A 12434-nucleotide genomic window follows, 5' to 3' on the forward strand; every position below is an offset into this window, starting at 1 on the left:
TTTGTCCCTATGTCTGATCAGGCGACACGCGCCGCCGCGTCCATCCCGAACCGCCCCGAGGACATCGTCGTGTGGAGCGCGGACTACCTCGGCTACCGGTGGAGCGACGACCACCCGATGAACCCGACTCGACTCGATCTGACGATGGCGCTCGCCACCGACATCGGCCTGCTCGAGGGCATCGAATTGGTCGAGCCTGCCGCTGCACCGGATTCCGAGCTCCTCCGGTTTCACACCAGCGCCTACATCGAGGCAGTCAAACAGGCACCGTCCCAGGGCCCGGCCCTGCGCGATCCCGACGCCGTCGTCCACGGACTCGGTTCCGACGACAACCCGGTGTTTCCGCAGATGCACGAGGCGAGCGCCATGCTCGCCGGTGGCTCGCTGGCCGCCGCTCGCGAAATCGCGTCGGGTCGTGCCCGACGGGCGGTGAGCATCGGTGGCGGCATGCACCACGCGATGGCCGACTGGGCCTCGGGCTTCTGCGTCTACAACGACGCCGCGATCGCCATCTCGTGGTTGCTGGACAACGGGTTCGACCGCATCGCCTACATCGACGTCGACGCTCACCACGGTGACGGCGTTCAAGCGGCCTTTCTCGGTGACCCGAGAGTGCTCACCGTCTCGTTGCACCAACATCCGGCAACGCTGTGGCCGAACACCGGATGGTCGACCGAGGTGGGAACCGAACGCGGTGAGGGAACCTCCATCAACGTTCCGCTGCTTCCCGGCACCGCAGATCGGTTGTGGTTGCGCGCGTTCCACGCGATCGTGCCCGGCGCGATCGGCGCGTTCAGGCCGCAGATCATCGTCAGTCAATGCGGTGTCGACAGCCACCGCGAGGATCCTCTCGCGGATCTGGCGCTGACCGTCGACGGCCAGAACGCTGCGTTCCTGGCCATGCGTGATCTGGCGGACCAACATTCCGAAGGTCGGTGGTTGGCCGTCGGCGGTGGCGGGTACGGCTTGGTGCGCGTCGTTCCACGGTCGTGGACGCACCTCATCGCTGCCGCTCTCGGTCGCGACATCGACCCGATGTCGGCGCTGCCGGACACGTGGCGCGAGCGAGTAAGGACCATGGCGCCGAGTGTCGACCTGCCGCAGACCATGGGTGACGGGGGAGACGTCGACTATCCCGCCTGGGACGGACCCGGAGGATCTCTCGCCGGGACCGACGGCACCGACAGGGCGCTCGAACGCGTCGACTCGGCGATCATCGCCACCCGTCGAGCAGTGTTTCCACTGCTCGGACTCGATCCGGAGGACCCGCGTGACTGATCCGACCGACAGCCCCTCGGCCGAAGAGCCGGCCGTCGCGGCGTCGGACCCGACCGACAAGGACCTGGCCCGAGAGCGAGCCGAGACATCCTTTCCGCGGCACTGGGTTGCCGACGTCCTGACCTCCGACGGCGGTGTGGTGCACCTACGCCCCATCGTCCCGTCGGACTCCGAGCGCATCGTCGCGTTCCACGGCAGGCTGTCCGAGCGCACGAGATACCTGCGATATTTCGGTCCCTACCCCACGATGCCCCAGCGCGACGTGCTCAACTTCACCACCGTCGACCACCACGACCGGGTGGCGTTCGTTGCGGTGCTCGGTGACGACATCATCGCGGTCGGCCGATACGAACGACTGCCGGAGGGGGACGGCAACTCCGCCGAGGTGGCCTTCGTCGTCGCCGACGCGCACCAGGGCCGCGGTCTGGGGCCGATCCTGCTCGAACACCTTGCGGGAGCGGCCGCCGAGAACGGGGTGAACATGTTCGTCGCCGAGGTGCTCGCCGAGAACCGGAACATGGTCACCGTCTTCCGTGAAGCGGGGTATCAGGTCAGCAGGTCCTTCGAGGGTGGCGTGCTGCGACTGGAGTTCGCCATCGACCCGAGCGAAGCTCTGCTGTCGGTACGCAATTCGCGAGAGCGTGCCGCCGAGGCCCGCAGTGTGCGCAACGTGCTCAGCCCACGATCGGTGGCCGTGATCGGTGCATCGACGGACAGCTCGAAGGTGGGCAACGCGGTTCTCGCGAATTTGCTGGCCGGCAACTTCACCGGCCCGGTCTATCCCGTCAACGCCGACCATCGTTCCGTCCGCGGGGTCCGCGCCTACGCCACGGTGCACGACATCCCGGATCCGGTCGATCTGGCGATCGCCGCGGTACCGGCCGATGCGATCGACGCGGTACTCGACGACTGCCTCGACAAGGGCGTCAAAGCGCTGCTGGTGGTGTCGGGTGGGTTCGGTGAGACCGGACCCGCGGGTCAGGAGAGCGAGCGCAGGCTGGTGCTCGCCGCGAGGGCGCACGGTATGCGGTTGATCGGGCCCAACGCGCTCGGTGTGGCGAACACCGATCCCGAGTTCGGCCTGAACGCCACGCTGGCTCCGCATCTGCCCACTCCGGGCAACGTCGGATTCTTCTGTCAGTCCGGTGCCCTCGGCATCGCCATTCTGGACGAGGCCGCCAACCGTAGGCTCGGGCTGTCGACGTTCGTCTCGGCCGGTAACCGCGCGGACGTGTCAGGAAACGACCTACTGCAGTACTGGGATTCGGACCCGGCCACCGAGGTCATTCTGCTGTACCTCGAGAGCTTCGGTAATCCCAGGAAGTTCACCAGGATCGCCCGACGGGTGGCGCGCACCAAGCCCATCATCGCGGTCAAGAGCGGCCGTGGGGCCGTGCCGCCCGCACACGCGATCGGTGCCGACATCGACGACTCGATCGTGCGCGCACTGTTCGCGCAGGCCGGGGTCATCCAGGTCGACACCATCTCCGAACTGTTCGACTGCGCCGTCCTGTTCGGAAATCAGCCTCTTCCGGTCGGCCCGAGGGTTGCCGTGGTGGGAAATTCGACGGCTCTGGGTGTGCTGGCAGTGGACGCGGCGCGAGCCAAGGGCCTGCATGCGAGCAATCCGACCGATGTCGGCCCGCAGGCGGGACCCGAGGAATTCGCCGCAGCCGTGTCGTCGGCGCTGGCCGCGTCCGACATCGACGCCGTCATCGTCGTGTTCGTGCCACCGGTCGCGGTCGAGGTCGAACCGTTCGCGGCCGCGCTCGGCAACGCCGTCCGAGGATCCGACAAGCCCGTACTGTCGACGTTCCTCGCTACCGAGGGCATTCCGGACGTCCTGGCGGTCCGCGGACCGGGGGGACATCCCGTCCGTGGTTCGGTGCCGTCGTACTCGAGTCCGGAGCGTGCCGTTGCGGCACTCGCCGCGGCGTGGCGTTACTCGTCGTGGCGTTCGCGGCCGGTGTCGAATCTCGTCCGTCCCAAGAGCATCGACTCCGACCGCGCCAAGCAGTTGGTCGAGGGATGGCGTTCGACCGGCAGTCACGGACGGTGGCTGTCGGACTTCGAGACCGCAGAATTGCTGGGCTGCTACGGCCTCGACGTGGTGGCCTTCCGGACCGTGACCGACGAGGACGAGGCCGTCGCCGCAGCAGACGAACTGGGCTATCCGGTGGCGGTGAAGGCGACCGGCGAACGGTGGCGGCACCGGCCGGATCTCGGCGGAGTACGCCTGGACATGGCCGACGCGTCCGCGGTGCGGGTGGCGTATCGGAATCTGGCGGCGGACTCGGGCGAGCCGCTACTGCACGTACAACGCATGGCGGTCAAGGGAATCGGCTGCGTCGTACGCGTGCAGGACGATCCGTCGTTCGGATCGCTCATCTCGTTCGGTCTGGCCGGGGTGATCTCGGACTTGTTGGGCGATCGTGCCTACCGGGTGCTGCCGCTGACCGAGGACGAGGCCGCGCAGCTGATCGACGCGCCGAAGGCGGCTCCGCTGCTGTCCGGGTATCGCAACGCAGTGCCCGTCAACAAGAATGCCCTGATCGACCTGGTTCAGCGGATTTCCGCACTGGCAGAAGACATTGCGGACATTCGCGAGATCTCGTGCGAGCCGGTTCTGGCGTCCGCCCACGGAGCACAGATCACCGATGCGCGGGTGCGCATCGGGCCCGAACCGACCAAAGCCGACCTGGGTCCACGGCGCTTGCGCTGAGCCCGCATCGGACCGGATGCAGAAATGCGGCAGCCGAGTCGACGTCCCGAGGGGGAGAGAACGTCGGCTCGGCTACCGCGTGAGGTGGCGCGAACAGGGATGGTCACTGCTGCTCCACCGGTCGGTGGCTGTACTCAGCTGGCGTAGGACCGCAGCTTCTCGGCGCGGTCGCCCTGCCGAAGCTTGACCATCACCTCGCGCTCGATCTGACGAACACGCTCGCGGGAGAGCCCGAAGAGCTTGCCGATCTGATCGAGGGTGCGGGGCTGTCCGTCGTCCAAGCCGTAGCGGAGACGGATGACCTGCTGCTCCCGCTCGTCGAGAGTGCCGAGGACGACGCGGACGTCGCTGTGCAGCAGACCGGCGATGACGGCATTCTCGGCGGATGTCGCCTCGGAATCCTCGATGAAGTCTCCGAGAGGTGCTTCCTCGTCGCTGCCCACCGGCATGTCCAGGCTGACCGGGTCGCGGCTGTGGTCGAGCAGATCGGCGATCTTCTCCACCGCAATACCCGATTCGCTCGACAGCTCCTCGTCCGTGGCCTCGCGGCCGAGCTGCTGATGCAACTCACGCTTGATCCGAGCCAGCTTGTTGACCTGTTCGACCAGGTGGACGGGCAGCCGGATCGTGCGGCTCTGATCTGCCATACCGCGGGTGATGGCCTGACGAATCCACCACGTCGCGTAGGTCGAGAACTTGAAGCCCTTGGCGTAGTCGAACTTCTCCATCGCGCGGATGAGCCCGAGGTTGCCCTCCTGGATCAGATCGAGCAGGGGCATCCCGCGACCGGTGTAGCGCTTGGCGAGAGAGACGACCAGGCGAAGGTTCGCTTCGAGCAGGTGGCTGCGCGCCGCACTGCCGTCGCGAACGATGATGGCGAGATTGCGCTTCTTGACCGCACTCAGCCGCTTCGTGTTCTCGAGAACCTGCTTCGCGTAGAGACCAGCCTCGATTCTCTTGGCCAGATCGACCTCTTCGGCAGCCGTCAGCAACGCGGTGCGGCCGATGCCGTTGAGGTACACGCGAACGAGATCGGCTGCTGGGCTCTGGGCGTCCAGATCGGCATCGGTCGGCCGTGGACGAATCGTGGTGCTGGGGCTGGTCATGACTTGCCTCCTGGTCGGTGGTGTCTCACAGGGTTCAACGCTCGGGAGACTCCGATAAGTTCCCACGCCGATCCTGGAGATACCCGCGTGACCAGCGATTACGTCATGTTCGTCCTGAGAAGTTGCTGAGAAGTGAAGCCGCCGGGAACGGTCGCTCTCGTGGGGCGATGTCGGGGACTCATCGGGCCGGCAGAACCAAGCCGTGCCGGACGAGACCCTGCATCATCGTCACCGCATGCATTGCCAGTTCCTCGGCGTCCTCGTCGTGCGCTGCAGCGAGCAACTCCACCAGTTCACCGACCGGCAGGCCATCGGGTCGGAGCCCGGCGAGCAGAGCCGCACCGAGTTCATCGACGTCGTGCTGCCACTGCGGGCCGTTCCCGCGATGAACTCGTACCGCCACCGGAGCCCAGCCCTCGTCGCCGGGTAGGTAGACGCGTTCGAGTGCGGTGTTCGGGTCGAGAGTGAGCATCGAGTCGAGGATGTCGTGCTCCCGCAGCCAGTCGAGCCGCTCGAAGTACCCAATCGATTCGTTGCCCAGGGGGTCGGAGAAGCCGTGTGTGAGCTCCTCGGCGAGAAGATCGGTCGGCGCATCCGTTCTGCGGAGATAGACGAACCCGAAGCCGATTCCCTCCACGTCTGCGGCGGCGAAGTGGTCGAGCCAGGACTGTGCCACCGCGGCCGCGTCGGGATCGCGGGGATCGAGTCCGCCGTCGCGCATCCATGTGCCCACGTAGAGAGCGGGATCGGCCACGTCACGCTCGACGACCCAGGCGTCGACTCCGTGCGCGGGAAGCCACGACGCCACCCGCGCGCGCCAGTCCTCACCGCTGACGTGCACCCACGACGCCAGGATGGCAGCGGTGCCGCCGAGCGTCAGGTGGTCCGGGGCCCCGCCGATCATCAGAGCGCTCGCTCCATCGAGATCGAGCCCGGAATCGCGGTAGGAGTGCAACACTTCGGCGCGGCCGACGACGAACGGCGGGTTCGCGACGATGCGATCGAATCGACGCCCGGCAACCGGCTCGAACCACGAACCGTGCAGCAACTCGACGTCGAGGCCGTTGAGCGCCATCGTCGCCGCCGCGAGGTCCATCGATCGCGGACTGATGTCGGTAGCGGTCACCTGCGCCGCGTAGCCGCAGGCGTGGACGGCCTGGACACCGCAGCCGGTACCGACGTCGAGAACGCTGGTCACCGGGGACGTGGGTGTTCCGCGCAACAGCGACAACGAGGCCTGCCCGACGCCGAGCACGTGGTCGGGAGCAGTCTCGGCGGCGCGCATGCTGCCGTCCGGATCCGAGACGATCCACCTGGTTCCGTGCCCGGCGTCGAGCGGTCGAATGTCGAGCAGCGTCCGTACTGTCGATTCCGACCGGGTGAGAATCCCGGCTGCGACGGCGTCGGCCACCGACAGGGGCGCGATGGCGTCGGCGACATCGGATTCGGGGCAGTCGTCGACGAGGAGGAACAGGCGTACCAGTACGCCCAGCGCACCCCCGTCCCTACTGGCGTTGCGTACCGGCACCGGCTCGCTGCGACCCAGGGCAGCGTGGGCGTCGTCGCCGAGCAGTGTCAGTACACCGTCGGCGTCGTACCCCGCCCGCTCGAAGGCTTCACGAAGAGCGGAGCAGGCGACGACGAGCGGGGACGTGGAATCGGGTGCAGTCACGACGCAAGTGTCGCATCGGCGACATCCACGGGGTCAGTCGTCGCCCGGTTCGATCACCCGGTGGTTGCTCGATTCCAGCTGCGGCCTGTCCACGGTTCGGTAGTCGTATCGACTCATCTCGTCCTTGGTGCGGGGCGGCCGATCGTTGGCGATCAGCACCGCCATCCATGGCAGTGGGATGGACGCTCCGACTATCGCCATGGAGATCCACGGATTCATCCACATTCCGTACGCGATGGCAGCCAACACCAACGCCGGGATGCGGAACGACATGATGAACATGTATTTGCGGACGCGAGCTTTGTGCTGCTCCTCGACCGACTGTTGCGCCTCGGTGATCAGGACGGGCCCATCCGGCGAGTCGCTGTACGCGCTTCCGTCGAACCCTGGGGTTCTCGTCATACCTCCACTGTGGCACTACTGCTCACAGAATGCATACGACGAGCTGTGGAACCGGTTACCCCTCGCTGTGGATGTTCGGATTAATCTGTGTTCATGAGCACTCAGACGAAGGACCGTCCCGAAATTGCACCGGACGAAACCACCGAGGACGACCGGCCGAAGTTCTTCCACTACGTGAAGAAGAACAAGATCGCCGAGAGCGCGGTGATGGGTACGCACGTCGTCGCACTGTGCGGCGAGGTGTTTCCGGTCACCAAATCCGCGAAGCCCGGATCACCGGTGTGCCCGGACTGCAAGAAGGTCTACGAGGGCCTGAAGAAAGGCGACTGACCGCCGTCTCCCTGGTGTCGGTCGGGGGTCGGTTCCGGGTGATCCGAACGGGCTCGGTCGCCGGACAGTTTGATCGGCCCCGTGGCGAGCCGCCGGGCAACAGCGGTCACCGGCCCCGACGCTTGTCGTCGGTGGCGGCCTGCGCCGCGATCCACTCCCGCATCTGGTCCAGTCGTGTGGCCCGAGCGGGCGAGAACTCCTGGATCGTCGCGTTGAACTCGGCACCGAGAACGATGGCGAAGCCGAGAAAGAACGTGAACAGCAGAAACGCGATCGGCGTCGCCAGCGCGCCGTAGGTGTACCCGGTGCTCGTCACCCAACCGAGGTACCGGCGCAGCACCGCGCTCGCGATCATGAAGAACACCCCGGCCAGCAGAGCTCCACCGAGCAGGCGATGCCACGGCAGCGAGGTGTGCAAGGCCACCTTGTACAACGTGGTCAAACCGACGATCAGCAACAGCCCGACGGCCGGGTAGTAGAAGAAGTCGACGACTTCGCTGCCGACGGTGATCCACGAATCCGGCAGAATCTGCTGGACGTACACCGGGCCGAGTGCGACGAGCGGAAGCACGAAGACGGCGATTACCAGGAAACCCACGTAGAGCAGCAGCGCGAAGAACCTCTGCCAGACGGGATGTCGAGCGTCGGCCTGCCCGTGCGCTTCGACGATGGAGTCGACGAACGTCGAGATCGCAGACGACCCGGCCCACAACGAGAGCAGAAATCCCACGGACACGATCTCGCCGCTGCCCTGGGCGAGTACGTCCTTGACCGTCGGAGCGATGATCTGGTCCACGACGCTGCCGCTGAACAGGGTGTTGCTGAAGGTGATGATCTTGGACTCGATGATCTCGACGGTGTTGGGACCGAACCAACCGCCGACGAGTCCCAGACTGCCCAGCACACCGAGCAGCAGTGGTGGCAGCGACAGCGTCTGCCAGAACGCGGCGGTTGCTGCCTTGCTGAAGATCGAGTCGTCCCACGCTTTGCTCAGAGTGCGCAGAGTCACTTTCCACACCGCGTGTAGCGGCCTTCTCGCCGACAACCGTTCCGGTGGTGGAGTTCCGCCTGCAGACTCGCTCATGGTTCCTCCAGCATTCCTGACGAAAGGCGACTTCGCCTAACAGCCGACTCGCCGTGTCGCATCCGACTCACCCCAGCGATGCGGGATCGGTCGGTGCGGAGCGATAGGCTCCTCCGCGGACACTGCAGGGCTACCGAGAGCGCGAGGAATTTACATCGATGCCAGGAACCGGCGGCCAGTGAGCGCTGACATGTTCGATCCGACACCACCATCCACCGAGCAGACCCCCGCTCCCGCGAGCGGGGGAGCACCGCTGCGCGCATGGCAGCGACGGGCGCTGACGAAGTACCTCGTCGCCTCGCCCAAGGACTTCCTCGCGGTCGCGACGCCCGGCGCAGGCAAGACGACCTTCGCGCTGCGGGTGGCCGCAGAACTGCTCGCCCATCGGACTGTCGATCAGGTCACCGTCGTCGCGCCCACCGAACACCTCAAGCACCAGTGGGCGGAGTCGGCGGCCAGGGTCGGCATCGCGTTGGACTCGCGCTTCTCGAACTCGACCGGTCAGACCTCGAGCGACTATCACGGCGTGGTCGTGACGTATGCGCAGATCGCCTCGCACCCGTTCAAGCATCGGGTGCGCACCGAATCGCGCAAGACCCTCGTGATTCTCGACGAGATTCACCACGGCGGTGACGCGAAGAGCTGGGGTGAGGGAATTCGCGAGGCGTTCGGAGACGCCACCCGACGTCTCGCACTGACCGGTACGCCGTTCCGCAGCGACGACAGTCCCATTCCGTTCGTCAACTACGAACCGGATCAGGACGGGTTGATGCGGTCCAAGGCCGATCACGCGTACGGCTACTCCGACGCTCTTGCGGACGGCGTCGTCCGTCCGGTCGTGTTCCTCGCCTATTCCGGTGAAGCGCGCTGGCGAGACAGTGCCGGTGAGGAGTACACGGCTCGGCTGGGTGAGCCGCTCAGTGCCGAACAGACCGCGCGGGCATGGCGCACCGCACTGGATCCGCAGGGTGACTGGATGCCCGCAGTGCTGCTGGCCGCCAACACGCGGCTCGCTCAGCTGCGTGCAGGCGGCATGCCCGATGCCGGCGGTCTGGTGATCGCAACCGATCAGACGGTGGCTCGGGCCTACGCGAAGTTGATCGAGGTGATCACGGGGGAGACGCCGGCGATCGTGCTGTCGGACGACCCCACGTCCTCGGCTCGGATCGCCGAGTTCGGCAAGAGCGATCAGCGTTGGATGGTTGCCGTTCGCATGGTGTCCGAGGGCGTCGACGTTCCGCGTCTGGCCGTCGGGGTCTACGCGACGAGTGCGTCGACCCCGCTGTACTTCGCGCAGGCCATCGGCCGCTTCGTGCGGTCCCGGCGCAAGGGTGAGACGGCGAGCGTCTTCCTGCCGTCGGTACCGGTGCTGTTGGATCTGGCGTCGCAGCTCGAGGCGCAGCGCGACCACATCCTCGGCAAGCCGCACCGGGAGAAAGACGGCTTCGACGACGAGTTGTTGGCCGACTCCAACAAGCAGAAGGACGAACTGGGCGAGGAAGAGAAGGCGTACACCTCGCTGGGTGCGGATGCAGAACTGGACCAGGTGATCTACGACGGTTCCTCGTTCGGTACCGCGACGTTCTCGGGCAGCGACGAGGAAGCCGACTATCTCGGTCTGCCCGGCTTGCTCGACGCGACGCAGATGCGCGACCTGCTCCGCCAACGCCAGCAGGAGCAGATCGACAAACCGCCTGCAGGCCCGGCGGTTCCGGCACCTGCAGTCGTCAACGACAGGGCCACCAGTGCGGGCCAGCTGGCCGGCCTGAGGCGTGAATTGAACAGTTTGGTCGCGGTGTACCACCACCGCACCGGGAAGCCGCACGGGGTGATTCACGGCGATCTGCGACGTATCTGCGGTGGCCCACCGACGGCGATGGCGTCGGCCGATCAGTTGGGTGAGCGAATCGCGCAGTTGCGCAAGATGTAGAGATCGCGGAGCGGATCCGGGCACGAAAAAGACGGACGGTCTGGTGACCGTCCGTCTTCTTCGTGTTGTTCGTCGATCGCGGCGAACCTGTTTCCCCCGACCCGAAAGGTGGGCTACACCGTGGAGTCCGATTCGGTCATCACCGTTGCGTTCACTTCACGCAAACGGGCTTCGTGCTCGGTGGCGTGGTGACCGCAGAAGAGAAGTTCTCCACCGGTCGAGAGCACGACACGCGCGCGAGCCCCTGCACCGCACCGGTCGCACCGGTCCGCTGCTGTCAATTGTGGGCTGGTCAATGTTCCGGGCATGACTCCTCCGTACTGGCTTGCGGGTTGTCCCGTTCGCCTGGGGCCGGTCCGCCGCGTCGGTATGGCGCGGTTCGTTCACTCTGTCAGACGTATGGCGGTCACGCGTTGTTCCCGAGCGCGTTTCTTTGTGTTGTCACTAACACGAAACATGCCTCACGAGCTGGAACGTCGTGAAATCTGTTCGCTGAGAGCAGACACGGTTCGCCGTGAGTCGCGGCAGTAGGGTTCCCTGTGTGGCTTCGACTTCTACTTCGCTCTCCGGCGCATCGAAGCTGGGTATTCCGTCGCTGTTCGTGATCGGCGCGGTGTGCATGTACGTCGGTGCGGCGATCGGTGTGTTCTTGTTCGACACCGTCGATCCGGCCGCGGTGGCGTGGCTGCGCGGGTTCGGTGCGGCGCTGGTGTTGGTGCTCTGGCGACGGCCGTGGCGGCACCGCGCCGGTGCGGGCGGCGCGTGGACCGTGCGACGGGTGATCACGGCTGCCGCGTTCGGCGGTGCGACCATCGGTATGAACGCGATGTTCTACGAGGCGATCGCCAGGCTGCCACTCGGCGCGGCGGTGGCCATCGAGTTTCTCGGGCCGATCGCGGTCGCTGCTGCCGGGTCCAGAAAGCCTGCCGATGTGTGCGCGCTGCTCCTGGTGGTGGCCGGCGTCGGTGCCATCGCTTCCGCGCAGTTCGAGGGCGGCGAGGTGGGCCTCGTAGGAATCGCATTCGCGCTGGGCTCGGCGGCCTTGTGGGCCGCCTACATCGTCCTGGGTAAGTCCGTTGCAGACGCAGGCCAGGGGCTCGACGACATGGCTGCCGGGTTCGCAATCGCGTCCGTTCTACTGGCCGTTCCGCTGTTCGGACCGTTCGCGGCCGCGCACTCGGATGCATTGGGAGACTGGCGGATCTGGGTTCTCGGATTGGGCGTCGGGCTGTTGTCGAGTGTGGTTCCCTACGTTCTCGATCAGTACGTCCTGGTGCGAGTGGGCCGGGCCCGCTTCGCGTTGCTGCTGGCTCTGCTCCCGGCGACGGCGACGGTGGTCGGTGCCGTGGTGCTGACCCAGATTCCGACGGCCCTCGAGGCTCTCGGAATCGTGGCCGTCATCGCGGCCGTGGTGGTCGGCGGCCTGCCGGCGCGCAGAGATCGCGGCGTTGCCGACATTCCACCGCCCTGACGCGCACTCGACACTGCAGAATGGAACTGTGACCAGCAAGCAGGACGACCTCGTTCACATCTGTACGGCAGGGGAGTGGCTCGCGATGCGTGGTCGGGCCGACTACACCCCCGACTCGTACGATTCCGTGGGGTTCGTGCACCTGTCCACACCCGAGCAAGTGCACTTGCCCGCGAATCGGCTCTTCTCCGGCCGCACCGATCTGGTGTTGCTGCGCGTGGATCCGGCTCGTCTGACCGCACCCGTTCGGTGGGAGCCCGGGGTGCCGACCGATCCGGAGTCCATGCTCTTCCCACATCTGTACGGACCGCTGCCGATCGCGGCCGTCACCGCGGTCCTCGACTATCGGCCGGGGCCGGACGGAACGTTCGGGGTGCCGCAGGTGTGACGGCATCGACGAAGCACAGAACAACGACCGCCGATCACTGTGATCGGCGGT

At 66.3% G+C, this 12434-nt stretch carries 10 protein-coding genes and 1 pseudogene; 6 read left to right on the forward strand and 5 right to left on the reverse strand.

Features of this window, described 5'->3' with window-relative positions; all coding sequences use genetic code 11:
- Positions 1-9 precede the first annotated feature (9 nt).
- Both CH271_RS17105 and CH271_RS17110 read left to right on the forward strand, forming a co-directional pair.
- Positions 10-1278 carry an acetoin utilization protein AcuC gene (locus CH271_RS17105; protein ID WP_052047503.1) on the forward strand — a complete coding sequence of 423 codons (1269 nt, stop codon included), beginning with the start codon at positions 10-12 and terminating at the stop codon, positions 1276-1278.
- Between the two features lie 64 nt (positions 1279-1342).
- Positions 1343-4000, forward strand: a complete 2658-nt coding sequence (locus CH271_RS17110) for a bifunctional acetate--CoA ligase family protein/GNAT family N-acetyltransferase (RefSeq protein WP_094634565.1) — start codon at positions 1343-1345, stop codon at positions 3998-4000.
- A 134-nt stretch (positions 4001-4134) separates the two neighbouring features.
- Here the strand turns inward: CH271_RS17110 and CH271_RS17115 are convergent, their stop codons facing one another.
- From CH271_RS17115 to CH271_RS17125, 3 genes are all read right to left on the reverse strand, one after another.
- Positions 4135-5106 (reverse strand): sigma-70 family RNA polymerase sigma factor, encoded by a 972-nt coding sequence (locus CH271_RS17115; protein ID WP_032377730.1) that lies wholly within the window; start codon positions 5104-5106, stop codon positions 4135-4137.
- 178 nt (positions 5107-5284) lie between these two features.
- Complete coding sequence (locus CH271_RS17120) at positions 5285-6778, reverse strand: N5-glutamine methyltransferase family protein (protein WP_094634303.1); 1494 nt, start codon at positions 6776-6778, stop codon at positions 5285-5287.
- Between the two features lie 33 nt (positions 6779-6811).
- On the reverse strand, positions 6812-7180 hold the full coding sequence (locus CH271_RS17125) for a DUF3099 domain-containing protein (RefSeq protein WP_032397916.1): 369 nt from the start codon (positions 7178-7180) through the stop codon (positions 6812-6814).
- 93 nt (positions 7181-7273) lie between these two features.
- Between CH271_RS17125 and CH271_RS17130 the strand changes: the two genes are divergently transcribed.
- A complete protein-coding gene (locus tag CH271_RS17130; RefSeq protein WP_037189478.1) occupies positions 7274-7510 on the forward strand; it encodes a DUF3039 domain-containing protein in 237 nt (78 codons plus the stop codon).
- Here CH271_RS17130 and CH271_RS17135 read toward each other — a convergent pair.
- Positions 7483-8594, reverse strand: a pseudogene (locus tag CH271_RS17135) (YihY/virulence factor BrkB family protein). The gene CH271_RS17130 and the pseudogene CH271_RS17135 overlap by 28 nt on opposite strands.
- Before the next feature lie 190 nt (positions 8595-8784).
- Here CH271_RS17135 and CH271_RS17140 point away from each other — a divergent pair.
- Positions 8785-10524: a DEAD/DEAH box helicase gene (locus tag CH271_RS17140; protein ID WP_094634304.1), complete on the forward strand. Its 1740-nt coding sequence runs from the start codon at positions 8785-8787 to the stop codon at positions 10522-10524.
- 113 nt (positions 10525-10637) lie between these two features.
- Here CH271_RS17140 and CH271_RS17145 read toward each other — a convergent pair whose 3' ends face one another.
- Complete coding sequence (locus CH271_RS17145; RefSeq protein ID WP_027496884.1) at positions 10638-10832, reverse strand: DUF7455 domain-containing protein; 195 nt, start codon at positions 10830-10832, stop codon at positions 10638-10640.
- A gap of 233 nt (positions 10833-11065) precedes the next feature.
- Between CH271_RS17145 and CH271_RS17150 the strand changes: the two genes are divergently transcribed.
- A complete protein-coding gene (locus CH271_RS17150; protein WP_037189476.1) occupies positions 11066-11995 on the forward strand; it encodes an EamA family transporter in 930 nt (309 codons plus the stop codon).
- A 28-nt stretch (positions 11996-12023) separates the two neighbouring features.
- Positions 12024-12383: a DUF952 domain-containing protein gene (locus tag CH271_RS17155; protein WP_037189475.1), complete on the forward strand. Its 360-nt coding sequence runs from the start codon at positions 12024-12026 to the stop codon at positions 12381-12383.
- Positions 12384-12434: the final 51 nt, after the last annotated feature.

Origin of the sequence: Rhodococcus sp. 05-340-2, assembly GCF_002258915.1 — a bacterium.
Lineage (GTDB): Bacteria > Actinomycetota > Actinomycetes > Mycobacteriales > Mycobacteriaceae > Rhodococcoides.